18 protein-coding genes and 2 pseudogenes are annotated in these 24,710 nt (G+C 60.7%); 12 read left to right on the forward strand and 8 right to left on the reverse strand.

All coding sequences use genetic code 11. From position 1 onward, the window contains the following. Positions 1–5 precede the first annotated feature (5 nt). The 4 genes from AB4Y32_RS18530 to AB4Y32_RS18545 all read left to right on the forward strand — a co-directional run bounded on the left by AB4Y32_RS18530 (position 6) and on the right by AB4Y32_RS18545 (position 4,150). Positions 6–995, forward strand: a complete 990-nt coding sequence (locus AB4Y32_RS18530) for a Bug family tripartite tricarboxylate transporter substrate binding protein (protein WP_368722727.1) — start codon at positions 6–8, stop codon at positions 993–995. A gap of 121 nt (positions 996–1,116) precedes the next feature. Beyond that, positions 1,117–2,088, forward strand: a complete 972-nt coding sequence (locus AB4Y32_RS18535; protein ID WP_368722728.1) for a Bug family tripartite tricarboxylate transporter substrate binding protein — start codon at positions 1,117–1,119, stop codon at positions 2,086–2,088. A gap of 87 nt (positions 2,089–2,175) precedes the next feature. Further along, on the forward strand, positions 2,176–2,943 hold the full coding sequence (locus AB4Y32_RS18540; protein ID WP_368722729.1) for a 3-hydroxyacyl-CoA dehydrogenase: 768 nt from the start codon (positions 2,176–2,178) through the stop codon (positions 2,941–2,943). 19 nt (positions 2,944–2,962) lie between these two features. Continuing rightward, positions 2,963–4,150 carry an acetyl-CoA C-acyltransferase gene (locus AB4Y32_RS18545; protein WP_368722730.1) on the forward strand — a complete coding sequence of 396 codons (1,188 nt, stop codon included), beginning with the start codon at positions 2,963–2,965 and terminating at the stop codon, positions 4,148–4,150. A gap of 484 nt (positions 4,151–4,634) precedes the next feature. On the opposite strand, the gene AB4Y32_RS18550 is transcribed toward AB4Y32_RS18545, so the two are convergent. From AB4Y32_RS18550 to AB4Y32_RS18570, 4 genes and pseudogenes are all read right to left on the reverse strand, one after another. Then, positions 4,635–6,155: a tripartite tricarboxylate transporter permease gene (locus AB4Y32_RS18550; protein ID WP_368722731.1), complete on the reverse strand. Its 1,521-nt coding sequence runs from the start codon at positions 6,153–6,155 to the stop codon at positions 4,635–4,637. A gap of 4 nt (positions 6,156–6,159) precedes the next feature. Then, positions 6,160–6,588, reverse strand: coding sequence for a tripartite tricarboxylate transporter TctB family protein (locus AB4Y32_RS18555; RefSeq protein WP_368722807.1), 429 nt, complete (start codon positions 6,586–6,588; stop codon positions 6,160–6,162). 77 nt (positions 6,589–6,665) lie between these two features. Then, positions 6,666–6,802, reverse strand: a pseudogene (locus AB4Y32_RS18560) (pimeloyl-CoA dehydrogenase large subunit); the annotation flags it as partial. A 483-nt stretch (positions 6,803–7,285) separates the two neighbouring features. Continuing rightward, positions 7,286–11,227 carry an AAA family ATPase gene (locus tag AB4Y32_RS18570; RefSeq protein WP_368722732.1) on the reverse strand — a complete coding sequence of 1,314 codons (3,942 nt, stop codon included), beginning with the start codon at positions 11,225–11,227 and terminating at the stop codon, positions 7,286–7,288. Positions 11,228–11,510: 283 nt separating this feature from the next. Between AB4Y32_RS18570 and AB4Y32_RS18575 the strand changes: the two genes are divergently transcribed. Continuing rightward, positions 11,511–12,452, forward strand: a complete 942-nt coding sequence (locus AB4Y32_RS18575; protein ID WP_368722733.1) for a hypothetical protein — start codon at positions 11,511–11,513, stop codon at positions 12,450–12,452. 441 nt (positions 12,453–12,893) lie between these two features. Then, entirely contained in the window at positions 12,894–14,033 is a 1,140-nt protein-coding gene (locus AB4Y32_RS18580) for an extracellular catalytic domain type 2 short-chain-length polyhydroxyalkanoate depolymerase (protein ID WP_368722734.1), read from the forward strand. Between the two features lie 494 nt (positions 14,034–14,527). Here AB4Y32_RS18580 and AB4Y32_RS18585 read toward each other — a convergent pair whose 3' ends face one another. From AB4Y32_RS18585 to AB4Y32_RS18600, 4 genes are all read right to left on the reverse strand, one after another. Beyond that, entirely contained in the window at positions 14,528–15,751 is a 1,224-nt protein-coding gene (locus tag AB4Y32_RS18585; RefSeq protein ID WP_368722735.1) for an MFS transporter, read from the reverse strand. 110 nt (positions 15,752–15,861) lie between these two features. Then, positions 15,862–16,695, reverse strand: a complete 834-nt coding sequence (locus AB4Y32_RS18590) for a shikimate dehydrogenase (protein WP_368722736.1) — start codon at positions 16,693–16,695, stop codon at positions 15,862–15,864. A gap of 28 nt (positions 16,696–16,723) precedes the next feature. Continuing rightward, the gene (locus tag AB4Y32_RS18595; RefSeq protein WP_368722737.1) at positions 16,724–18,115 is read right to left on the reverse strand and encodes an MFS transporter; all 1,392 of its coding nucleotides are present in this window, start codon (positions 18,113–18,115) and stop codon (positions 16,724–16,726) included. 411 nt (positions 18,116–18,526) lie between these two features. Beyond that, positions 18,527–19,432, reverse strand: coding sequence for a LysR family transcriptional regulator (locus AB4Y32_RS18600; protein WP_368722738.1), 906 nt, complete (start codon positions 19,430–19,432; stop codon positions 18,527–18,529). 153 nt (positions 19,433–19,585) lie between these two features. On the opposite strand from AB4Y32_RS18600, the gene AB4Y32_RS18605 reads away from it, so the two are divergent. From AB4Y32_RS18605 to AB4Y32_RS18630, 6 genes and pseudogenes are all read left to right on the forward strand, one after another. Continuing rightward, complete coding sequence (locus tag AB4Y32_RS18605; protein ID WP_368722739.1) at positions 19,586–20,536, forward strand: ketopantoate reductase family protein; 951 nt, start codon at positions 19,586–19,588, stop codon at positions 20,534–20,536. Then, positions 20,533–20,925, forward strand: coding sequence for a VOC family protein (locus tag AB4Y32_RS18610; protein ID WP_368722740.1), 393 nt, complete (start codon positions 20,533–20,535; stop codon positions 20,923–20,925). Before AB4Y32_RS18605 ends, AB4Y32_RS18610 begins: the two co-directional genes overlap by 4 nt. Positions 20,926–20,927: 2 nt before the next feature. Next, a complete protein-coding gene (locus tag AB4Y32_RS18615; protein WP_368722808.1) occupies positions 20,928–21,386 on the forward strand; it encodes a MaoC family dehydratase in 459 nt (152 codons plus the stop codon). Beyond that, the gene (locus AB4Y32_RS18620; RefSeq protein WP_368722741.1) at positions 21,386–22,597 is read left to right on the forward strand and encodes a CaiB/BaiF CoA transferase family protein; all 1,212 of its coding nucleotides are present in this window, start codon (positions 21,386–21,388) and stop codon (positions 22,595–22,597) included. Before AB4Y32_RS18615 ends, AB4Y32_RS18620 begins: the two co-directional genes overlap by 1 nt. Positions 22,598–22,604: 7 nt before the next feature. Next, positions 22,605–23,438 carry a shikimate dehydrogenase gene (aroE, locus tag AB4Y32_RS18625; protein ID WP_368722742.1) on the forward strand — a complete coding sequence of 278 codons (834 nt, stop codon included), beginning with the start codon at positions 22,605–22,607 and terminating at the stop codon, positions 23,436–23,438. 17 nt (positions 23,439–23,455) lie between these two features. Next, positions 23,456–23,641, forward strand: a pseudogene (locus tag AB4Y32_RS18630) (type II 3-dehydroquinate dehydratase); the annotation flags it as partial. Positions 23,642–24,710: the final 1,069 nt, after the last annotated feature.

A 24,710-nucleotide genomic window follows, 5' to 3' on the forward strand; every position in this document is an offset into this window, starting at 1 on the left:
TTTTTATGAAAATGAACCGCAGACAATTCGCAGCAGCGGTGGCCCTGTGTGGTCTCGCCATGACCGCCCCGAAGTTTGCCCAAGCGAATGACGATAGGTGGCCCTCGCAACCGATTCAAGTGATGGTGCCCTTCCCTGCCGGCGGTACGACCGATATTCTCGGTCGCGCGGTTGCGCAGCAGCTGACCCAACGCCTCGGTGCCCAGGCAATCGTCAATAACGTGCCGGGCGCCACCGGTATTATCGGCATGGGTCAAGTAGCGAGGGCCAAACCGGACGGCTACAACCTGCTGATCGCATCCATTGGCACGGTCGTGACTAACCAGTTCACGTATCCGAACCTGCCGTACGATCCGAAGAACCTCATTCCCGTTATCAAATTGGCAGATATTCCGAATGTCGTAATGGTGCGTCCGGATCTGCCCGTCAACACGGTGCAAGACCTGGCCGAATTGCTGCGCAAAAATCCCGGCAAGATGAAGTTCGGTAGCCCTGGCTTGGGTGCCAGCGGGCACATCTCGGGCGAACTGTTCGTTCAACAGGCGCATGCCAAGGCAATCCACGTGCCGTACCGTGGTGCGGCCCCGATGCTGGTCGATCTGATGGGCGGCCGGGTCGATTTCGTAATCGACCAGATCTCCGGCGGTATCGAGTTCATCAAGAGCGGGAAGCTCAAGGCGTTGGCGGTTACCTCGCGTAACCGCTCGCCCCTGCTACCGAATCTGCCGACGATGATGGAGTCGGGTTTCCCGAACTACGAAATGGCGCCGTGGTACTGCGTGTACACGACGAAGGGCACGCCCCGTCCAGTCGTCGAGAAGGTAAACGAGACGCTCAACGCCATGCTTCATGATCCCGACGTCATCGCGAAGCTGTCTGCCCTCGGGGTTGCCCCGGCCGGTGGCACTCCGGAAGATCTCGGACAACAGGCCGACCGTGATTACGCAGTTATCGAGCGATTGTCGAAGACGATCAACCTGCGTGCGACGAATTAAAATCACCGGGTAAAAGAACGTAGGGCGTGTGCGCGTTCTTTTCTATGATGTTTTCCTTGGCTTGATTAACGAAGAGTGAAACAGGCTAGGCAAAACCTGAAATAAACCAGGAGCAATACTAATGTACCCCTTCTCCAAAGCAGCAACCGTCGTTCTTGGCGCTCTCGTCGCCTTTTCGACGGGTGCCCATGCAGAAAACTATCCGTCGCACCCGGTCCATGTGATCGTCGGTTATACGCCGGGCGGCGCATCGGATATTGTCGGCCGTCTGATCGCCAGTGGCCTCAGCCAACTCGATAAGCAGAACTTCATCGTCGAAAACAAACCGGGAGCCGGCGGCATGCTCGGGATGGCATATGTCGCGAATGCGACTCCCGATGGCTACGTGATCGGTGTATCGGTCTCAGGCACGATGGTTACCGGCCCACACCTGCAAAAGAACGTCCCGTATGATCCGCTCAACTCGTTTGCCCCGATCGGCATGATTGCGAAAGCCCCGATGGTCATGCTGTCCTCGCCGGAGTTCAAGGACCCCACCGTCAAGAACATCGTTTCGCAAGCGAAGGCACAGCCCGGCCGGATCAAGTCGGGTCAAGGTGCAAAGGCGTTCGAACTGGCACAGCGTCTCTTCAACGCGAAAGCCGGTGTCGATATCGGTGTCGTTTCCTATCGCGGCGGTGCCCCCGCGGCTATTGACGTGATGGCGGGCCGCGTGACTCTGATGGTCGACACGATCGGAGCACAACTCGGCAGCATCCAGGGCGGCAAGCTGGTACCGGTCGCCGTGCTGGACAGCAAGCGCTCTTCCTTGCTCCCGAACGTTCCGACCGTTGCAGAAGCTGGCGTGCCCGGCTACGAAGCGGCTGGTTGGCTCGGCCTCGTCGCTCCGAAGGGCACGCCCCCGCAAATCGTGGCTGCTCTGAACAACCAACTCGCGCAGGTTCTCGCACAACCGGACGTCGCGAAGAAACTCCAGTCCCTGGGCTATGAGCCGAATCCGAGTGCGACCCCGCAGGCCTTCGACCAGGTTATCCACACCGAATACGCGAAGTGGGGCAAGGTCGTGACGGACGCGGGCATTCAGCCCGAGTAGGCAATCGATTGCTGTACAGAGGAGCATATTCCTGGCGGGGTGTGCCCTTCTTCCTAAAAGTCTTTGTCTTCCCGAAGCACAATAATCATGAATATTCCCAATAGCGTTTTTGTCATCACCGGCGGTGCGTCGGGCTTGGGTGCCGCAGTGGCACGCACGGTAGTCGCCAAGGGCGGCAAGGTAATGCTCCTGGATGTCCGCGAAGAGCCGCTCGCCGCATTTGCGAACGAATTGGGTGCCAATGCTGCTTTCGCCGTCGTCGATGTCACGAATGACGTCCAATGCCACGCAGCAATCGCAGCCACAAGTTCGACGTTGGGTCGCATCGATGCACTGGTGAACTGTGCCGGTATCGAACTCGGTGCCCGCGTCGTGGGTCGCGAAGGTCCGCATGACCTCGAAAAGTTCTCGCGCACGATCGCCGTCAATCTGATCGGCTCGTTCAACATGATCCGTCTTGCCGCGGACGCGATGTCGAAGCAGAAACCGCTGGAAGGTGGTGAGCGTGGCGTGATCATCAACACGGCCTCTATCGCGGCATTTGACGGCCAGATCGGACAGGCAGCTTATGCAGCATCCAAGAGCGGCATCGTCGGTATGACGCTGCCGATCGCACGTGAGCTTGCCCGCTTTGGCATCCGCGTGATGACGATCGCCCCTGGCATATTCAAAACGCCGATGGTGTCCGGCATGAGCGCCGAAGTGCAGGCCTCTCTGGCGTCAAACGTTCCGTTCCCTCCGCGATTCGGTGAGCCGGAGGAATTCGCTTCACTCGTTTGTCATGTCCTCGAAAACATGATGCTGAATGGCGAAGTGATCCGTCTCGACGGTGCCGTTCGTATGGCAGCACGCTAATCCAGACAAGGAATCCAAGATGATGAATGCTGATCCGGTTGTAATCGTCAGTGCGGCCCGTACCCCCATGGGCGGCTTCCAGGGTGTCTTCGCATCCGTGACGACGACGGAACTCGGCGGCGCCGCGATTCGTGCATCGGTTGAACGCGCTGGACTGGCCGCAGATCAGGTCGATGAAGTGTTCATGGGCTGTGTGCTTCCGGCAGGCTTGGGTCAGGCTCCCGCCCGTCAAGCTACCCTGACGGCAGGCCTTGCCGTCTCGACGGGTGCCACGACCGTCAACAAGATGTGTGGCTCCGGCATGAAGGCTGTCATGCTGGCCCACGACCTTCTTCTGGCAGGCTCAGGCAACGTCATGGTCGCCGGCGGCATGGAAAGCATGAGCAACGCGCCCTACCTGCTCCCGAAGGCCCGGCCGGGCATGCGCATGGGCCATGGCCAGGTGCTCGATCACATGTTCCTCGATGGCCTTGAAGACGCCTACGACAAGGGCCGTCTGATGGGCACGTTCGCCGAAGACTGTGCATCGGCATTCGAGTTCACCCGCGAAGCCCAAGACGCGTTCGCGATCGAATCGCTGACCCGTGCACAGCAGGCCATCGCCAATGGCAAGTTTGAAGCAGAAATCACTCCCGTCGAGGTCAACGTTGGTAAGGCACAGAAGGTCGTCTCGATCGATGAGCAGCCTGGCAAAGCACGCCTGGACAAGATCCCGGGGCTCAGACCGGCGTTTCGTACCGATGGTACGGTTACGGCAGCGAATTCGTCGTCGATTTCCGATGGCGCGGCAGCACTGCTGCTGATGCGTCGTTCCGAGGCCGAGAAACGCGGCCTCCAGCCGCTCGCGACGATCGTGAGCCACGCGACACACTCGCACCAGCCGCATCTGTTCCCGACCGCTCCTACGGGCGCTCTGCGCCTCCTGTCGGAAAAGACCGGCTGGAACCTGGCCGACGTCGATCTGTTCGAGATCAACGAAGCCTTCGCAGTCGTAGCCATGGCAACGATGAAGAGCCTCGATCTTCCGCACTACAAGGTCAACGTGAACGGCGGTGCCTGCGCCCTGGGCCATCCGATCGGTGCCTCCGGCGCACGTATTCTGGTCACATTGCTGCATGCACTGCGTGAACGCCAACTGAAACGCGGTATCGCCAGCATGTGCCTGGCTGGCGGCGAGGCCACGGCGGTCGCGCTCCAGATCGAGTGATCTGCCAGGAGTACCTCCAAAAGCAAAGCCCGGTAGACATAAATCTACCGGGCTTTTTTTCCATGTAGGGCTGCCTACAGCAACGCGCGAATGGCCTCAATCAACGCCAGCGACTAATCCGTGATGACGTGATGCTCGGAGCCAGGAATCGCGATTTCCCCACGGCAGGCCGGGGACAGGTTTTTGACCCTGCTTGCCCGTTCCGCCGTTGAAACAATGCTGTTTCGTGCCCGTAATCGGAAAGAAGCCCGATGCCGTCAGAGGGCCTGCCCATACTCGCCTCCCCGCCTCTTCGGCACAGACAGCGGCGTGCTTCAATCCCCGATTCAGGCCGTCAATTTCTTCCGGCACCAGGAGCGACAACCCACCGATATCAGCGGCCTGCGCCTATGCCTGATGGTCAATCTCCGTACCGTTGGGATATTGCCTGAGCGACAACATCCCATTCGGATATCGCTGAAATCAGATGCTCACGAATTGCTGTTTATGCAGCAGCGGCAGCAGATTGACGATTCCGAATCTTCCTGCGAACCCAAAAATAGAGTTGCAAGACGATCAACAACGCGGATATGGCCATGAACACCGCACTGATTGGGGTTGCCACGAAAATCGACAGAGCACCATCCGAGATCAGCATTGCCCGGCGGAAATTCTCTTCGATCATCGGTCCTAAAACGTAACCCAACAGAATCGGACTGACGGGAAACTTCAAGGCAATCAGAATTGCCCCCATGACCCCGAATACGGCGACTTCACCGACTTGGAACAGGCTGTTATGGGTCGTATAGACGCCGACGCAAATGAAGAACATCGCCAACGGGAACAGATATTTGTACGGCACCCGCAGCAGCTTCACCCATACGCCGATCATCGGTACGTTCAGGAGAATCAGGAGGACGTTACCGATCCAGAACGACGCAATGAGACCCCAAAACAGATCAGGGTGCTCGGTAATCAGTTGAGGACCCGGCTGAATACCTTGAATCAGCAGAGCGCCCAAGATCAGAGCCATCACCGCGTCACCCGGAATACCCAACGACATCGTCGGAATAAAATCGACCTGGGTCTTCGAGTGCGAGGAAGCTTCCGGGCTTGCCACCCCTGCGATATTGCCGTGACCGAACGATTCGGGATTTCTCGATATTTTCTTTTCCAATGCGTAGGAAAGGAAAGTCGTAATCGTTGGGCCCGTGCCCGGCATTGCCCCGAATACCGTCCCCACCAGCGTGCCACGAACCATCGGCCAGAATGCCTGCTTCAACTCAGCCTTGGTCGGTCGCATTTCCTTCATGGAGACCTCCATGTTGGAACCGACAACGTCCATCTTGTTCACGTTGAGCATGAATTCAGCCACGCCGAACAGACCAAGCGCCAAGGCGACCAGTTCGATGTTGTCGGCCAGATCCGGCAAACCGAAGGTAAAGCGCTGCACACCGGAGTTGACGTCTGTGCCCACCAGGCCAAAGATCAGGCCCAAGACGGTCATCGCCACTCCCTTCAACGGTGCCCCACGGGACATCGTGCCCCCGGCGATAAGTCCCACCAGCATGATCGCAAACAGTTCGGCGGGACCGAACTTAAACGCGATCTTGACCAGCACCGGCGAGGCGAAAATCATCACCAGGATACCGAACGAGGCGGCGAAGAACGACGAAATCATCGTAATGCCGAGCGCTGTTCCGCCCTTGCCTTTCCTCGTCAGTGGATACCCATCCAGACAGGTCACCGCGTGCGGCGGATGGCACGGCAGGTTGAGCAGAATGGCACCGATTGCACCGCCATATTGTGAACCGTAGAAGATGCCGGAAAGCATGAGAATTGCCGAGACCGGCGACATGACGTAAGTAAGCGGCAGCAGCATCGATATGGCCGACAGCGCACCCATACCGGGAAGCACACCGATAAGGTTACCGACCAAAACACCGAAGAATGACCAGATCAAGTTATGCCATTCGAAGGCGACCCCGAAGCCGTGCCATAAATCCATTACTGATTGTTCGATCATTTTATTAGTGGCCCCACGTAAAAAGCGGCAGTTGAATCTTCAAGAGCCACCAGAACACGATGACGCCAAATATCGTCGTCCCCGCCGACAGGAGAAGCACGCGTCCGATTGTGTTTTCCCGATCACCCAAGGCAGAGATAAAAACGACTGCGAAGACTGCTGGGATAAAACCAAAGAATCCGCCGAGCACCACGAAAGCAACAACGCTCAGGATGATGCAAATCCAACCGCGCCATTCTGCGGTGAATTCGGGTTGCGATTCGGCTTCATTAGTCTCAGCCGATTCACGTTTTGCCCCCGCAGCAATAGAAATGCCAAGAATTGCTAAAATGGCCCCCAATGCAACCGGGACAAACCCAGGACCCATCGATCTCATGCTTCCGATTTCGTAAGTGCGGCCGATCATGACGACGATCAGACCGAGCAGGAGCATCAAACCGCCGCCGTAGTAGTCCCGATTGAATGTTGTTTTCAACTTTCTCAAATCTCCTCCAGTTATCCAAAGATATCCATCGAGATCAACAGCAGCGAAATGCCCTTTGCAGATTTGCATCGGGACCCGTACGAACCAGGCAGAAGATCTAGTTCGCCCACTGTGCAGATGACGTCCAGGTTTTCTGGCCGTTGACGATGTACCTGTCGTCCTTGCAATACCCTGCATATCGAATATGGGGCACCGATCTCAGCGACTACTACTGCGCACAACTCAATCAGTGTCCGGATTGCTTGATGTCTCAATCTGCCCGCACAGAACGCGTTCATATTGTGAACGTCTAATGCGTAACATCTGGCGAACGATTATAAGATAGCGATGCAAGCGTTGACGCTCAGTAATAACCCCACCGGGCGCTGTCACGAACAGCAACTCTTCGATGTCGCGCAGGCTCAACTGAAACAGGAAGTACCAACGCACCGCGCAGCTAATGACCGCCGCAGGGAACCAGTGACCGTGGTAGAGCGATTAGGTCTTTGTCATCTGGTCGTCTCAACCCGACTGCCCTTGCCAACATGACAACGCCGTCTAGCCATGGAGGCGCTTCTTCGCAGCGATAGCCGTCATCCGGTCAGTCAACGCTTTATCGTCGTCATTGCGGAGTGGTTCGTAGCGAGAGAAACGACCGATCGCACTACTACCGGTTCCTGAGTGCAGCGAGCAGTGCCCGCGCCGCACGCACATCGATTAGTCCGCTTCCCTCACTCATGGCCTCACAGGCAGGCTGCAGCACGGCACAGGCAATGTCGAGGTCGCCCGTTGATACCAACTGGCGTGCAAGGCTGATCGCAGCGCGAAGACCCGGAAAGCATGCGCCCTGTCTTTGTGCAACCACGACCGCTTCGCGGATGAACGCGAGCCCTTCTTCGCATCGCGCACTCCCCTGGGCGGCGAGCAATTCGCCTTTGAGCCGCAGCATCTCGGAGAGCTGAAAACGCCCGCCATGCTCTTCAACAGCCGCGAGCGCCCGGTCGATCTCGACGAGCCCCGCCTCCCGTTTGCCCGCTCGGCCAAGCGCTTCACCAAGCAGCGCGTTGAAGTACGGCAAGCCCATTTCCGCACCTGTTGCGCTGATTGCCGCAATGCCCTCACGCATCCGTTCGATGCCTTCGTCGAGGTCGCCGGATTGCGCCAATGTCCAGCCCAGCTGAAATGTCCCCTGTGACAGCAGCAAGGGCAACGCGTATTCCTCGCACACCGCGATCTCCCGTGCTGCCCACTGCCGCGCCAATTCCGGCTCGCCGCGCAGGATGTGCGCGAAGCTGCGCGTCCAGTACGCGAGAGCCGTCGTCAGCGGATGGTCGAGTTCGCGTGCGAGTTCGAGTGTCTCGTCCGAAATCGACAGCGACTTGTCCGGGTAGCCGCGCAGGCACTGCACGAGCGCGGTGAAGCACCGGCAGCACACGCCCGGATCATGCCCGGAGTACTTGAATGTCAGCGCATGATCCCGCTCGCGCTCGTAAAGTGCAATTCCCTTTGCACAATGGAACCCGGCCGCCGCGTATTCCCCCATGAAAAAGCTGTTCGTCCAGAACAGATGATGTGTTTCTATGTGCATCGCGTGGTCGCGCGAGTCCGCCGTTAGCGCGGCGCATCGGTTGCCGAGTTCACGGGCGATTTCCGATTCCCCCCGGATCATCCGGTATTGTCCTTCGCCTCGCAGTAGGGTAAACAACTCGCTCTCGTCACCTAGCTCCTCGCATAGCAAACGGGCCTGCGTATACGCGTCAAGCACTTCTTTGGCGGCCCAGCCCTTTGCCGCCATCATCGTCACGCCCAGCACCTTTTGATAATCGAGTTCATGCCTGAGCAATGCCGGCGTACGAGGTAACGTCCGGATGATGTCGAGTCCCCGGTTCAGGTACTCGAGCGCCTGCTTATACGCGGATCGCTGAAGCGCCTTGCACGCCGAGCGGTACAGATAGTCAACAGCCTTCTCCCACAGCTCGCCCGCAAGCGCGTGATGCGCGAGGCGCTCGACATGCTCGTCGAGACGTTGCGCATGAAGCCGCTCGATCACCTCCACGAGTTGCACATGCACCGATCGCCTCCGCTCTTTGAGCACGCTCGCATAAGCGACACGATGCGTAAGCGCGTGCTTGAACGTGTACTGCTGATGCGGCAGCAAGCGCGTCTGATAGAGGAATTCGGCCGCCTGCAACTCGCCCAGCAGATCGAGTAGCCGTTCGCGTTCGAGTTGGGCCACCGGGTGCAGAAGATCGACCGCGAACTCCTGCCCGATCACAGCCGCCATCTGCAGCAAGGCCTTTTGCTGCGCGGACAGTCGATCGATCCGCGATGCAAGGACGGCATGCACGGTCGATGGGATCTCGAACGTGTCGATGGTTCGAACCATCTGGTAGGCACCCGTCTGACCGACCAGCGCACCCGCATCGATCAGTGCGCGGACCGACTCTTCGAGGAAGAGTGGCGTGCGGCCCGTGCGCTCGATCAGCCGTCTGCGAAGCGCCAATACCCCGACGTCGTCGCCGAGCAGCGAACGCAGCAGCAGGTCCGCGCTTTCGGCGGCAAGACTGTCCACATGAAGCTGCGAGAAATAGCTCTTCCCGAACCACGCGTGCCGGTATTCGGGCCGATGAGTGACGAGCAGCAACACGCGCGCGGCACCAATGCAATCGACGAGATGATCGAGCACAGCTTGCGTGCCATCGTCGTTCCAGTGCAGGTCCTCGACGACGACGACCAGCGGATGGTTCTCGCTTGCACGGATCACGAGAGAAGCTATGGCTTCGAGCGTGCGCTTGCGCTTTTGCGGCGGACTCGCCATCTCCCACTGCGGATCGTCGGCCGGCAAGTCCAGCAGCGCAGCCAGCGCGGGACGCATCACCGCGAGTTCCGGGTCGACGGCCCCGATGCCCTGGCGCAGCCTGTCAGCCGCTTCAGCCAGCGTGTCGCGCTCGCCGATGCCGAACCACGTCCGCAGCAGCCCGGCGACTGGAAGGTAGATTGCGCTATTGTCGTGCGAACTCGTACCCGTTTCGAGCGTCGTCCATCCTGACGCGCGTGCAGCGCTGATGAACTCGTGCACGAGACGGGACTTGCCCACCCCGGCTTCCCCGACGATCGCGCACACCTGCCCTGCGCCGCGTGCGGCACGCTCGAGCAGCCCGTGCAAACTGGCCATTTCCGTATCGCGGCCGACAAACCGCGAAAGACCGCGTGCCGCGCGGGCGTCCCAACGAAGCCGCAGCCCGGACCTGGCGCGCAGTATGAAAATCTCGACGGACTGCGCCGCGCCTGGAAGCACTCGGGCGCGACGATCCGCGAGTTCGATGAATCCTTCGGCGCGCCGCACAGTGTCGGCGCTCACGCCGATCTCATCGACGGACAGGACGGAATCGATCAGGTTCGCCAGTTGCGGTACGGCGCCTAGCGCGTCGTAGTGCTGCGCCCGGTCGCTCCCGATCGTCCGCACGACTGCGTCGCCCGAATGGATGCCAATCCGCACGTCGAGAGGCCGTCCGACGACCGTCGACGTCGATTCGCGCATCGCGAGCGCGGCATAGCACGCCCGCACCGCGTGGTCCTCCTGCGACACTGGCGCCCCGAACAGCGCCGTCACTCCATCGCTTCGAAGCTGCGCCGTGAGACCGCCAAACCGGTGGACGGCGTCGACCATTGTTTTCAGCACAGCGTCGACCCGCTCCAATGCGAACTCGGGGTCCGTGTCGCCAGTCGGCTCGCGCACGCGCGTGCAGAGCACGCTCAACTGTTTGCGTTCCGCCGGCGATATCGCTGCATTGCCGGCTTCATGCGCTTCGCGCGACGCCGCATCAGGCAGCCCGGCCTGTCCCCCCGCAATTACGCGTGACACAGCGGGAACGCTGTACCCGTCCTGCTGGATGTCGGCAGCGAGACGTTGGGTCCCTTCCGTGGGAACCATGCCGAGTTCGGCATTGAGCACGCGGACGCATTCCTGATATTGACGCATGGCAGCATCCCGACGCCCCGCGCTCGCATACAGCCTCATGAGCGCCGCGTGCGCCCACTCCAACAATGGGTCCAATGCCAGTATTCTGCTTGCCGCCGCTATTGCGTGGCCGGATGCACCGGATTGCTCATAAAGGCTGACGAGTTCGGCGAACACTTCCACTGCGCGCTCATGAAACCAGCGGCGCTCGACGGTCATCCACTTTTCGAACGGCTCTTCGCGCAGACCAAAGCCATCGAGCAGCGCGCCCCGATAGAGTGCGACCGCCTTTGCCAGTGAATCGGCAGACCGCTCGCCCGAGAAGTGCGTGAATTGCAACGCGTCGACTTCGACAAGATGAGCGTCGAGCCATATTGCGTCCGGCTCCGTCTTCAACAGCGGCGCGGCGTGCGACAACATCCGGCGCAGGCTCGACAGCGTCTGCCGCAAGCTCGCTCTCGCCTGCTCCTCCGCGCTGCGCTCCCAGAACACGCTTGCCAGTTGCTCGCGCGAACGCAGCATGCCCGGCGACAAGGCGAGGTAGGCCAGGATCGCCTTGCTCTTCTTCGTTGGAAAGTCCAGCGGCAAACGCTCCCCAGCAAGGCGGATATGCAAGCCTCCAAGGACTTCGATCGTAAGCCGGGTCATAACATGCGAAAGACGAAGCGTTGCCTACAAACAGTTTACTTCGCGGCGCACGACATTCACGCATCTCGCCTGGACTTTGCGCGGGCCCGTCCTTCTTCATTCGATTTTTTTAACGGCGATTTTACGCGGCCCGGCGCGCTGTTCACGGTCCGATGACGTCCGGCAACGATAGTTGGATCGTGGCGATGCGGCTCGGCCAAGATGGCTGACACATTCGAATGGGACATCCCGATGGCATCGGCACGGTGAGTATCGATGAATCGCAATTGAAGGAGATGTTTCAATGGAAATCACCACTGATGTAAACGAGCTCGACGCCAACCGCTACGCAAAGTGTATTGCTGCTTCGAAACGCGTCCGCTGGGACATCGACCGCGACGTGATTCGCGGCCGATCTTTCGATTTCACGAGGAAATTTTTGCCGGACGCGTTATCGAAGGTCGATTCGCTCGTCTTTCTTGGCCCCGACGAACAGCGCATGCTCAGTCAGATTCAGGGCCGCACGTATGCAAACATGTTCGGCCTCGTCGAACGCTTCATCGCGGCCAAGGTACTGGAGATGAGCGGACCGTACCGCCTTGGCGACCAGAACGCCCTCGAAGCGCTCGTCCGGTTCAGCGATGAAGAAATCAAACATCAGAAATTGTTTCGCCGCATCGAACGCATGTGCGCCGAAGGCATGCCGGCCGGCTATGCGTTCTTGCCGGAAGCCAACAGCGTGGCCTCGTTTGTCCTTTCGAAATCCACCTGGGCTGTACTCGCGCTGACCTGTCACATCGAGCTCTTCGTGCTCGCGCACTATCGCGGCAGCATCGACGGCGACTCGAACTCATCCGAACTGTGGAAGGACGTCTTTCTCTACCATTGGCGCGAGGAATCACAGCACGCAATCCTCGACGAACTCGAATGGCAACGCGAAGACGCCCGACTTTCGCCAGAAGAGCGCGACAAGGCAGTCGACGATCTGATCGAACTGGTCGCCGCCGTCGACGGCATGCTGCAAACGCAGGCTCGCGCTGACGCCGACTACTTTGCAATGGTCTGCGGACGGTCTCTGCCGATGGTCGAAAAAGAGTCCGTTCATGCAGGTTTGCTCGCCGCGTACAGGTGGCAGTACGTCATTTCCGGTGTGCAGGAACCGCGCTTCAGTCATGCGCTCGGCAGCATGATTACCCGGAACCAGGCGTCCCGGATCGAAACTGCGATGACGCCGATCATGAGTTAGCGCGCGCGACGGGCCGCTGCGGGAAAGCGCCGCGAAGATCGGGAAAACGTACTTTTGGCGCGATTTCTGACGGTCTCACGGTGCTGATCCGCCTACAGCAAGACTTTGCCACCCTTGGCAATTCGCAGGTGCGAAACAGCATTAGCGGCCAATCTTCCTGTGAGGTCATGGCTTAGCGCGTCCAACCGGGGGCAAATTGGTCATTCGTAAATCTCCGACTGGACCGTTTTTAGCGCCTCGCATAAGGCTTAGGATTGCTCTTGTCGCGGGAGCGATTTTTGCAATGCCGGAATATCGTCGGGCGCAACTTACGCAGTAAATGTCTGTTCGCGCTTTGTCGATGACTTGTGTTAGCGAGGTTCTGGCGGAAGGCGAAACGGCGGGCAGTTCGACTGACGGAGCGACGTTGCCAATTTATTTTGCTCCGACGAGGAGACGACAATGATGGCGAAGGCTTTGGGGCTGCGGTTAGCGCTGGCAGTAGTGTTAATGATCGGCCTTGCCGGATGCGGCGGTGGTGGCGATTCGGCCGGGACGGATACCGGTGCTTTGGGAACATCGGCAAAGGCGTTAGCCGCCCCCGCGAACTCTTCCAGAATCATAAAGCTTCAGCGCTATCAGATTGACCCGACGAAGGTCTTCGTCGCCGGTATCTCGTCAGGCGGTTTCGCGGCAGTGCAGATGCATGTTGCCCACTCCTCGACCTTCAAGGGGGCCGCCGTTTACGCTGGCGGGGTGTATTGGTGTGCCGGCGCCGGAGGAGCCGCGACAGCTTTGGCAAACTGCGGCGGCTTGACGCTTCCGACGAATCAGGCGTCGTACAACAGCACGCTGACGGCCTCCGAGGCGTACCTGGACGCGCAATCGTCACTCGGCACCATCGACCCGGCGACGAATCTTGGTGGACAGCCGGTCTACCTCTGGTCCGGCACGCAAGACGAGGTCGTCAATCCGCTTGAGATGGCCGACCTCGACTCGGAATACCGACACTATGGGGCCAATGTTCATTTCGATAATGCGTATCCCGCCGAGCACGGCTGGGAATCGCCTGACGGCGAACTTGCATGCGGCACGCTTGGGAGCCCCTACATGGTGCGCTGCTCGGCAAATGGCGCAGTCTACGATTCAGTAGAAACGTGGCTGACCATGTTCCTCGGCCCATTGAAACCCCGCAACAATGGAAAGCTGTCGGGTACCTTATCCTCATTCGACCAGACGGAGTTCGGGGCATCCTCCAAACTTTCGATGAGCTCGACAGGCAGCGTTTTTATTCCCAAAGCCTGCGCGCAAGGAGACAGGTGCGGATTCGTGCTCGCGCTCCACGGCTGTCTACAGGAGGCGTCACTAATCGGGAACCGCTGGGTCACCGAGGCCGGCATCAACGAATGGGCCGACACGAACAAACTGGTGGTCGTGTATCCCGACACGATCGCGTCGTCTGCGCCGGGGCCGACCAACCCGAATGCATGCTTCGACTGGTGGGGCTACTCCAATCAATACGACCCGAACTACGCACTCAAGAGCGGCTTGCAGATGTCGGTGCTCTACGCGATGGTGCAGCGCGTGACTGGCCGACCGTAGGACGTCGTGACACGGTCTGACGCGGGCGCCGATCGCGGCCGGTAGTGTGGGTCCATTGAGGGCGGGCAATGCCTGGACGGGCGGCCCGCGACCCACTTCGGAATGGATCCCGTCATCACCTGTACGGCAGCTGTCGCCGTCAAACGAGACGACCGTTCGAGGGCACCCGGATCCGCACTGAAGATCAGGAAATCAGGTGGATGTGAGGAGCAATGCGCTCAGCAAGAATTGACCCGCCAGTAAAGCTGAAGATGATCGGGGGTGTTCGCCGTCACCCGCAACGCCGGCAAAAAGAGCCCCACGTGATCCGCGGCCTTTTCAAGGAAAAGCGCGTTCGATATGCCGCGTGAACAACTACGCACTATTTGATTCGCTCGACAGTATGCGCACGAGCGATGGTTTGCGGGCGGCATCCTGATTTTTCATTGCTCGCGACCGATCGTCGTTTCGACGCAGTTAGCATCACGAAGCAAAAGATACATGTCGGCCTGCGCCTACTCCGACCTGACTGGAACAGCCGCAGACCGCGAACTCAACCAGCCAGGATGCTCGATCGTCGGCAACCAGGCGAACGCGATGGCCATCAGCGCCGATCCGGCGACAAGCATCGGCACGACCATAGGCCATGCGCCAAGCCGGTAATGCGGATCGACGAAGGCCGACGCGGTCTGTCCCGCGCAGAAAGCGGCGCACATCATGATGAAGCCGGACCACGACACCGCACGTCCCGCGAGGTGCGGCAGGCCACCCACTGCGCCCGCCTGCCCGCAGGGCTGGTGGATGCCATGTCCCAGGCAATACACCGCGTGACCCAGCAGCAGCGGCCACGCGCTGCCGGGCAGCAGCCAGCAGCCGAGCCCCTGGATGATCGCCCCCGAAAGGCTTAGCACGGCCCCCTGGCGCACCGTCCGCAACACGCCGTGGCGATACAGCAGACGCCGGCAACCCATCGTGCTCAGCATGTAAACGAGCGAGCCGCCAGCGGGTATCCAGCCATATAGCTCGGGCGACAGGCCGATGTACCCGATATAGACCATCGGCGAAAGCAACAGAAAGCAGAACATGCCGCTGTAGGTGACGGCAGCCAGCAGCGCCCACGCGCGGAATTCGGGACTTTCGAAGATCTCGCGGACGCCGCCGGCTGGCGTCTGCACCACGTCCGTGCGGTGAACGGTTTCCTCGAAGCCGCGCCAGCATGCCACGCACAGCGCGAGCGCGTACAGGCACATGACCGCGAGCACCCAGCGCCAGCCAACGTGCTGCGCAATATAGGCGCCGACGATCGGCGCAGTCAGTGCAGTCGCGCCCAGCCCCGTGAGTCCGCGAGCCATCACATGCGGCCCTTCGCTGGCGGGATACAGGTCCCGCACGGCAGCGCGCGCGCACACGAGAATGGCCGCCATCGCCAGCCCCTGGAACGCGCGCGCCGCCGTCAGCATCGACGCACTCGGCGCGAGCGCACCGGCCAGGGCAGCGACGGCGTATCCCGCAAGCCCCGCGAGCAGCGTCGGCCGACGCCCATAGCGGTCGGCCAGGCTGCCCATCGGCAACTGCCCCATGCCGAACGCGAGCGCGAACACCGTGAGGCTGGTGCTGGCTGAACCGAGTGCCGTCGCGATCGCAGGCAGCGCGGGCAGATAACTGTCGGTCGCGACTGGCTGCGCAGCCAGCAGGAACGGGAGAAGCAATGCAAAACTCAGCGGGCCGCGGCGGCTCATGCAGGCATGTCCCGAAGCAGATTCTTCACGCGGCCAACCATCGCGACGATTTCGCCAAAGCTGCGGCCGCCATACGAAGCATTCATCGAAAAACCCGGTATCACGGTGACTCAGTACGCGATGGTCGCGGTGCACCGCAGTTCTTCGGCAGTGGCGCTGCCAAAGCCGAAGAACTCCAGATACGCTGGAATCATTTCGAACAGCATGTCGGTGCCCACCTGCACTTCGCAGCCCTTCTCGCGCGCTGCACGCAGGAATGGCGTGTACTCCGACTTCATCACGACCTCGCCGACAAAGCAGCCTGGCGCAATGCGCGCGACATCGAAGGGCAACGGATCATCGGCCTTCATGCCGAGCGGTGTCGCATTCACCACGACCTCGAAGCCATCCGGATCGTTCGAGCCGGTGCTGACCTTCAGTACCGGATAGTGCTCGCGCAAACGTTGCGCGAGTCCATCGGCGGATTCGGGACGCGCGTCGTACAGCGCCAGTTCGCCGACGCCCGCCGCCGCCAGTGACGCGGCAATCGCCGAACCGACACCGCCCGAACCCGACACCAGCACGCGCGCCCCCTCCAACTGCCGGCCCTTGCGCAACACACCGCGCACGAAACCCGCACCGTCGAACTGGTCGCCCAGCAGCGTGCCATCGGGACGTTTGAGCACCGCGTTGCACGCGCCAGCGATGTGCACGGCGGCTGTCACTTCATCGACGAGCCCAACCGTTGTCACCTTGTGCGGCATGGTGATGAGCGCGCCGCGCAGGTTCGTGAAGTGGAAGATCGACGCGAAGCTCTGCTCATAGTCCTCGATCTTGACGCCCATCGGAACGACCACCGCGTCGATGCCTTTCTGCTCGAACCAGGGGTTGTAGATCATCGGGGACTTGAAGCTCTCAGTCGGGTACCCGACGTGCGCAATGAGGGTCGTCTTTCCGGAAATCATGGCTGGTATCTGCTCTCTGAGAGGACGGTCAGGCACGCGCGGTGAAGGCCATTGCCCGCAGGCGGTCGTACTCGGCCTTGTCCACGGCATGCGCGTCGGGCTGGCCCAGTTCGTTCATATGCACTCGGTACGTCTCGCGGGCGCTGAACGCGGCCAGCGCGGCGATGACCGTGATGCCGAACGCGAGCGCGCCCACCGTGAACCAGACGTTGGTCGCTCCCGGCGGCGCGACGGCCGTGAAGAGCGCCGGCAGCATCGCGGTGATAGCCGTGCCAATGTTTTGCGCGATCGACATCGCTGAAACACGCGTGCGGGTCGGGAACAGTTCGGGATAGAAGCTCGGGAACACGGCGTTGTAACCTTGGTAGACCACGCCCCACATCAGCAGCGACATCACGAACGCGAACGGCACGTTATGGATGCTGATCGCGTACAGGTAAGCGAAGGCGAGCAGGCCCGACAGCAGCGAACCGATGATGATCGGCGGCTTGCGGCCGATCCTGTCGGAGAGATTGCCGACATACGGAATCACCGCCACGGCAACGATGTTGCCCACGACGGGTATCCACAGATAGACATCCTTGGCGAAGCCGATACCGTAGGCGGGCTGCACTGCGTAGGCCGCACCGAAGATGGTCGCCACCACGGGGATCACGTTCATCAGCGCCATGCACACGACGCGCAGCATGTTCGGCGTGCTGGATTTGAACGCATCGATAACCGGCGAGCGAGGGCGCGCCTGACGTTGGCCTTCTTCGGTGAAGGCAGGCGTCTCGTCGACCTTGCGGCGAATGATCCAGCCCGCGATGATGACCACGAAACTCAGCAGGAAGGGAATGCGCCAGCCCCACACGTTGAACTGCTCGGCGGGCATGTAGTGCGCGAGCGGCAGGAACACAGCCGCCGCCAGGATCTGCCCCGCCTGCACGCCTTGCAGCGTGAAGCTGGAGAAGAAGCCGCGCCGGCCGAACGGCGCATGCTCCAGGATCATGGAGCTGGCGCCGGAAATCTCGCCGGCCACGGCAAAGCCCTGAAGCAGGCGCAGGAGCACCAGCAGCACGGGCGCGAGCAGGCCGACCTGATCATAGGTCGGCAGCAGGCCCACACCGATCGTCGAAAATCCCATGAGGAACATGCACCACAGCAACACGTTCTTGCGTCCATGCGTATCGCCGAGGTGCCCCAGTACGAAGGCGCCGATCGGCCGCGCGACATAACCCACACCGTAGGTCGCCAGAGACGCGACGATGGCGGTCGTCGCGTTACCCTTCGGGAAAAAGATCTGCGGAAAGATCAGCGCGGACGCGGTGGCGTAGATGAAGAAGTCGTAGTATTCGAGCGCCGAGCCGATCCAGCCGCTCGCTGCGGCTTTCGCCGACTGATGCCTGCCGTGAGGCTCGTGGTCCGTGGCTGCCTTCATGTTGTCTCCGGTTTATGTGGGACGGCGACTAACCGTGTCGCCTGATGGATCGCAGAGTAGTCCCGTGCCACGACGCGACACAAGGGCGACAGGCGCGCGCGCGTTCGATCATTGCGCATGCGCGCGCGATTATCGAACGTTCCAGGGGTTTCTCCGGGCGCCAGCAACGCGACCTGCCGCCGATTCGAATTCACTCGCGACGGCGAAATGCCACGACGCGAGTCAAAGCGCGCGCGAAAGTCACCTATGTCTGTCATGAGACGCTTACCCACGGGCGTCGTGGCATTACCTTTCCGCAATGTCCGCCCAGTGTGTCTCGCGATTTCCCGACTGTGCGCTGTCTTCGGATGCCAGGGGGTAACGGCGTCGAACTGCCGTGGCCTTTGATGAGGTCGATTGAAAGCGCCACGCTCAGCGCGAACGGCCGAACAACTGCATCACCACGCCACGCAGCCACCCGTTTCCCGCTTCGTGGTGATACCGCGCATGCCAGTGCTGCCGCACGGCAAACCCTTCCACCGGAACGGGACACGCATGGACAGCGAGACCATTCGCTTGCGCCAGCGTTTCGCCAATGTGACGCGGCAACGTGGCAATCAGGTCGGTCGTCTGGATGATCGTCCCCAGCCCCAAGAAACCAGGCAACTCCAGCACGACATCACGTTCGATGCGCTCGCGCGCAAGTGCCTGTTCGAGCAGTTGCGCGCCCGTACCCGATTCGATGACGACATGTCCTTCCGTGCGATATTGCTTCGCCCCAAGCCGCGCGCGCACCCTCGGGTGATGGCGATTGGTCAGGCACACCCAATCCTGCTGATAAAGCTGCTGCTGGTAAATGCCGCCGCCTAGCCAGGGCACATAGCCGATCGCCAGGTCCGCCTCACCGGACTCCAATGCGCGCTCGGTATTGCCGTCGATTCCCGCCGCCTCAAGCCGGATGCCCGGCGCCTGCGCACGGACATGCGCAAGCAGCCTCGGCAGCAATGTGATGTGGCTCGCGTCGGTCATGCAGATGCGAAAGCGCCGCTGCGCAGTCGCGGGATCAAACGCAATCTCCCACGCGACGAAACGACGTAGCGATTCGAGAATTTCCCGGCAAGGCCCGATCAGCGCGTCGGCCTGAGGCGTCGGCGCCATGCCTCCGGGCGTACGGATGAACAACGGGTCCTGCAGACACTCGCGCAATCGCGCGAGCCAGATGCTGATCGTCGGCTGACTCTGCCCGAGCTGCTCCGCGACGCGAGTCACGCTGCGAGTGTCGTAGAGAAGGTCGAAGAGCTGAAGCAGCTTCAGGTCGGGCAGTTCGGTCGGCAGCATGGTGGGTCGGGGATTATTGTCTCTCGCAATGACGTCATTGTAGTCATTGCATTGTCAGCATGAGCAGCAACTTCTATCGTGCATCTACACGTCAACGTTGTATGGGGCCAGCGTAATCGCTGAAGTGATAACGCTGGCCGACAGGAGATGCCGATGAAAATTGCAATTCTGGGTGCCGGCGCGCTGGGCTGTGCGATTGGCGCAGCGCTCACGGAAGGCGGTCACGAGACCTGGCTGCTGGACCGCTCGCCTGCGCACGTCGAAGCGATGCGCCGCAATGGCCTGCAGGTCGACGACGACGCCGGTTCCCGGCGCGTCACGGTACGCGCCGCTACCGAGGCCGCCGAAATCGGCGCCGTTGAGCTCGTCGTCGTGCTGGTCAAGTCGTTCCACACCGACGCGGCCATGCGCGGCGCGCTCGCTCTGGTCGGGCCTGAAACGCTGGTGCTGTCGTTGCAGAACGGCCTCGGGCACGAAGACGTGCTCGCCGACATCGTCGGCCGTGAGCGCGTGCTGGCGGGGAAGACCTACGTCGGCGGCGTGCTGCGCGGGCCGGGTCATATCGAAGCCGGCCTAAAGGGCAAAGCAACCTACATCGGCGAACTCGGCGGCCGCATCACGTCGCGCGCGCAGGCCATCGCCGATGCATTCAACAGCGCAGGGCTGCTCACCATGGTCAGCGACAACATCGTCGGCACGATGTGGGACAAGCTGCTCATCAACGTCGCGACGGGCGCGCTGACGGGGATCACGAGCCTCACTTACGGACAGCTCTATGACGAGCCGCTGTTAAAAGCGACCGCGCTCGCGGCTGTCGGCGAGGCGATCGCAGTTGCACAGGCCGCCGACGTGACGCTGTCAGTGATGGACCCCGAGCAGGCCTGGACGCTCGCCGCCGAAGGATTGCCCTCCGCGTTCAAGACCTCGATGCTGCAAAGCCTCGAAAAAGGCTCCGTCACGGAGATCGATTTCATCAACGGCTCGGTCGTGCGCTGGGGACAACGGCTCGGCGTACCGACTCCCGTCAACGCAACGCTCGTCGCCTGCATCAAGGGCATCGAACGCGCGATGAGCGACCGTCAACGCATGGAGGCCGGGGCATGAACGGGACCAAAGCCTATCTGGAGCATGTCGCGATCTGGGTGAAGGACATCCAATGGCACATCCGCTTTTTCGAAGACGTCCTCGGCATGACGACGCGCGAGGTCGACGGCACGCCCGAAGCGCCGCGGCAGTACTGGACGCTCGGCGGCCTGCAGTTCATCCATGCCCCGCTGCATGACGGCCCCGAGGGCCGGCTCGCCCACCTGGGCGTGATGTGCGAAGACCTGGAAGCCGCACTTATCGCGGCCAAAGCGTACGGCGTCAGCGAAATGCCGCAGGGACGCAACTGGCTGCGCCTGCCGGATGGCCTCGCCGTCGAACTGATTCAGGCAAAGCCCGCGTCGTGTGTCGCACAGGCGCTGAAGATCAACCCGCGTGCGGAGACATGAGCATGACGATTGTCGAGAAATACTGGGACGATGCGACGGAAGGCGACGAGTGCATCAGCTCGCAATACATCGTGACGAAGGAGCGCATCTGCGCGTACGCCGATCTCACCGGCGACCATACGCCCGTGCACGTCGATGAAGACTACGCCAACGCGAGCCACTTCGGCAGCATCGTCGCGCACGGACTGTTCGGTCTGTCGATCGCCGATGGCCTGAAGACGCAAAGCGACTATCGCTTTCTGCCGGGCATGTCGCTCGGCTGGACGTGGGACTTTCTGCTGCCGATCAAGGTCAACGACGTGCTGCACGTGAAGTTCCGCGTGGGCGCGATGCGGCCGAGCAAGAGCCGTCCGGGCTGGGGCATCGTCGTGTTGCCTTCGGAACTGGTCAATCAGGATGGGCAGGTGGTTCAACGCGGCGAGCATCGCCTGATGGTGCCGCGCCGGCCGGGAGCGTTCTGATGCAAGCCCGTCCTCTCGAAGGCATTCGCGTTGTCGATTACAGCCATTTTCTTGCCGGTCCTTATGTCGGCCGATGCCTCGCGGCGCTGGGCGCCGAAGTCATCAAGGTCGAACGTCCCGGCAGCGGCGACGCCGGACGCCAGCATGCCACCGTGCTCGATGATCAGCAAAGCGGCTATTTCCTGCAACTCAATATGGGCAAGCGCGGCGTCAGCGTCGACATGAAAGACCCGCGCGGAATGGAGTTCATGCGGCGTCTGTGCGATTCGGCCGATGTGTTCGTCGAGAACTACCGGCCGGGCGCACTGGAAAAGCTGGGTCTCGGCTACGCCGAGTTGTCGCAGCGTAATCCGGGCCTCGTCTACTGTTCGATCTCCGCTTACGGTCACACGGGACCGGACGCGCATCGTGCCGGCTTCGGTCTGATCGCGGAGGCGAAGAGCGGCATCATGCAGATGGTCGGCACGCCTGGCGAGCCGCCGCCTCTGCTGCGCATCTCACTCGGCGACATGTACACGGGCATCCACGCGGTGGCGGCCATCAACGCGGCGCTGCTGGCGCGAGCAAAGAGCGGACGAGGCCAGCATATCGACATGGCTTTGTACGACACGCTGGTATCGATGCACGAATACGCGGTGCAGTGCTACACGTTGCGAGGCGTTCTGCCGGAGCAGACGGGACACGACATGCCCACGTCGACGCTCTACGGCGTCTTCCGCGCCGCCGATGGCGACCTGGTGATCGCCGCTCAGGTCGACGACGCGTGGAAGCGCTTCGCTGCGCTCGTCGAATCGAACGGCGGTCCGGCAGGCTTCGGCGCCGACACGCGATTCCACGACAGCGTGGGCCGCAACACGCATCGCACGGAGATTCTGTCCGTCGTGCAGCCGTGGGTTGCCGCGCGCCCGGTCGCGGAGATTCTGAGCCTGCTGGATAGCATCGACGTGCCGTGCGCAAAGGTACAGCGCATCGACGAGGTGCTGGCCGATCCGCAGATACAGGCACGCGGGATGGTGATCGAACAGCAGCATCCGCGCTACGGGACGCTGCGCCTGCCCAATCTGCCGTTCCGCTTCTCCGAATGCGATACGACGATCCGCGAAGTCGCGCCCGATCTCGGTCAGCACAATGCAGACGTCGCGCAATCGCTCGGCTTCTCTGTCGCAGAGATCGACGCGATGCAGACGGAAGGCGTTCTTTATTCGAAGTGAGACAACGATGACAGACCAGTATGCAGTGATCGGCAACCCGATCGGACACACGAAATCTCCGCTGATTCACGGCCTTTTCGCCGAAGCGACGAAACAGGACATGACCTATACGGCAATCGTTGGTCCGCTCGAACGGGAAGGCGCGTTCGCCGAAGTCGTGCGCGCGTTCGGTGTGTCGGGCGGCAAAGGGATGAATGTCACCGCACCCTTCAAGCTCGAAGCCTTTTCGATGGCCGATGAGCGCAGCGAACGGGCGTCGCTGGCGGGCGCGGCCAACGCACTGAAGTTCGAGGACGGTCGTATCGTCGCCGAGAACTTCGACGGGATCGGACTCGTACGCGATATCGAGGCGAACCTGGGCGTGCCGCTCGAAGGCCAACGCGTGCTGATGCTCGGCGCTGGCGGCGCGGCCCGTGGCGCACTGCTGCCGTTTCTCGCGGCGCATCCCGCCGAATTCGTCATCGCGAACCGGGACATCGCCAAAGCCAACGCGCTGATCGCAGATGCTGGCGCGCGTGGCTCAGTGCGCGCGTGCGCCTACGGCGATCTCGATACGTTGGGACGCTTCGATCTGGTGGTCAACGCGACCTCCGCAAGTCTCACCGGCGACCTGCCTCCCGTGCCGCCGACTGTCTTCAGTCCCGAAGGCACGGCCTATGAACTCGCCTACGGCAAGCGTCTCACCCCATTCCTGCGGCTCGCGCGCAATGCTGGCGTGCGCGGCATCGCAGACGGTGTGGGCATGCTGGTCGAGCAGGCAGCGGAAGCGTTCGCATGGTGGCGCGGCGTGCGCCCCCAGACGCGCGCTGTGATTGACAGGCTCACCGTGCCGCTGGATTGAACTTTCGGGAGTCGCATATGAAGAAGGTCCTGATGCTTCGCGATATCAATCACAACATGTTCGGCAAGCGCGACCCCCGTGCAGTATGGGACGATCACGCTGGACGATATAGATGGGCAATTGCAGTCGCTGGGCAAAGACCTCGCGTGCTGGTCGAATCGCTCCAGACGAATAGCGAAGCAGCAATGCGAGCGCATCCTGCGAAATTCGGAAATCGTTTTCGATCGGGTCATCGAAAGAGATAGTTTTGCGTACTTTGCGCGGTACGCATCTTGTGACGGAGCCAGTTCTTTATCTGTTGGTTATGCAGCACATCGCCCATATGCAACACGCGCCTTCGGGACTTGCAACGTAAATCTGAACTTGTCTGCAGCGGCCTTCGCTGATACAGCACGAGATCGCTCCACATCGCCATGGAGACCGGTTAGTTTACAACCCTTTGCATTGCCAGAATGCAAGCATGCTGAATTGGTATTCGCGCTTGCGAATGCGGAATGCGCAATGCCTGTCAATTTTTGCGAATGAACTGGCAATGGGAAAGCGTACATGGAAAGCTATTTGCAGGCCGCGATTCCGTATAGATCGGAGCAGTCGGATTTATGATCTGCTTCCATGGTTCGAAGCATACGCAACGACTGTACGAAAGAAGGGTCGCGAGCAAACTGGACCGCGGTCACCGGCAACCAACAAAGCAGCGTGTCGAAAAACATTCGAGAATCAGAAGAAACGTTGTCGGGCTGTTTGCTTGACCTATCTAAACGGCACCGACACACCAACTCGAACGAAATTCAAAGAGGCGCATCAGCATGCGTGGCATTGGTTGCACGTAAACGACCAGAGGTGGCTCAATACTCAGCTTCTGCGGCTGAGAAATCGAAAGCACGCTACCACCTTTCCAGGGACGGCCGAAGATACGCGCAGGAGGGTGTTAGCGCTCCTTGAGAGACATCCTGAGGCAACAAGAACGCAATTGCGGAATTCTGCGCCGGATGCTTTCGCCTGGTCTCGCGCACGCGACTTCGATTTGTTAGAAAGCGTACTACCTCAACCACGATATCGCGGCCCGCGTTAACGAGCGCGCCTACGCAAGTTGCCGCGTCAAGGACGAAACCAAACTAACATTTACCCTTGCAACTGGCACATTATTTCGCTGAACACGAAGAAATTAGCAAGTTGGCCGCATCGGACAAGTGTTTGATTTTCGGATCCAAGCGTAATTCCTATATTCTATGTTTCTCTGCTTTATTGTTTAAAAACATTCGCCGCATCTGA

It is taken from the genome of Paraburkholderia phymatum (assembly GCF_040965635.1).
GTDB classification, from domain to species: domain Bacteria; phylum Pseudomonadota; class Gammaproteobacteria; order Burkholderiales; family Burkholderiaceae; genus Paraburkholderia; species Paraburkholderia phymatum_B.

Bases quoted from the DNA above. Each gene is read 5' to 3' on its own strand.
- AB4Y32_RS18530 (WP_368722727.1), top strand. From the start codon at position 6: ATGAAAATGAACCGCAGACAATTCGCAGCAGCGGTGGCCCTGTGTGGT.
- AB4Y32_RS18535 (WP_368722728.1), top strand. From the start codon at position 1,117: ATGTACCCCTTCTCCAAAGCAGCAACCGTCGTTCTTGGCGCTCTCGTC.
- AB4Y32_RS18540 (WP_368722729.1), top strand. From the start codon at position 2,176: ATGAATATTCCCAATAGCGTTTTTGTCATCACCGGCGGTGCGTCGGGC.
- AB4Y32_RS18545 (WP_368722730.1), top strand. From the start codon at position 2,963: ATGATGAATGCTGATCCGGTTGTAATCGTCAGTGCGGCCCGTACCCCC.
- AB4Y32_RS18550 (WP_368722731.1), bottom strand. From the start codon at position 6,155: ATGATCGAACAATCAGTAATGGATTTATGGCACGGCTTCGGGGTCGCC.
- AB4Y32_RS18555 (WP_368722807.1), bottom strand. From the start codon at position 6,588: ATGCTCCTGCTCGGTCTGATCGTCGTCATGATCGGCCGCACTTACGAA.
- AB4Y32_RS18570 (WP_368722732.1), bottom strand. From the start codon at position 11,227: ATGACCCGGCTTACGATCGAAGTCCTTGGAGGCTTGCATATCCGCCTT.
- AB4Y32_RS18575 (WP_368722733.1), top strand. From the start codon at position 11,511: ATGGAAATCACCACTGATGTAAACGAGCTCGACGCCAACCGCTACGCA.
- AB4Y32_RS18580 (WP_368722734.1), top strand. From the start codon at position 12,894: ATGATGGCGAAGGCTTTGGGGCTGCGGTTAGCGCTGGCAGTAGTGTTA.
- AB4Y32_RS18585 (WP_368722735.1), bottom strand. From the start codon at position 15,751: ATGAGCCGCCGCGGCCCGCTGAGTTTTGCATTGCTTCTCCCGTTCCTG.
- AB4Y32_RS18590 (WP_368722736.1), bottom strand. From the start codon at position 16,695: ATGATTTCCGGAAAGACGACCCTCATTGCGCACGTCGGGTACCCGACT.
- AB4Y32_RS18595 (WP_368722737.1), bottom strand. From the start codon at position 18,115: ATGAAGGCAGCCACGGACCACGAGCCTCACGGCAGGCATCAGTCGGCG.
- AB4Y32_RS18600 (WP_368722738.1), bottom strand. From the start codon at position 19,432: ATGCTGCCGACCGAACTGCCCGACCTGAAGCTGCTTCAGCTCTTCGAC.
- AB4Y32_RS18605 (WP_368722739.1), top strand. From the start codon at position 19,586: ATGAAAATTGCAATTCTGGGTGCCGGCGCGCTGGGCTGTGCGATTGGC.
- AB4Y32_RS18610 (WP_368722740.1), top strand. From the start codon at position 20,533: ATGAACGGGACCAAAGCCTATCTGGAGCATGTCGCGATCTGGGTGAAG.
- AB4Y32_RS18615 (WP_368722808.1), top strand. From the start codon at position 20,928: ATGACGATTGTCGAGAAATACTGGGACGATGCGACGGAAGGCGACGAG.
- AB4Y32_RS18620 (WP_368722741.1), top strand. From the start codon at position 21,386: ATGCAAGCCCGTCCTCTCGAAGGCATTCGCGTTGTCGATTACAGCCAT.
- aroE (WP_368722742.1), top strand. From the start codon at position 22,605: ATGACAGACCAGTATGCAGTGATCGGCAACCCGATCGGACACACGAAA.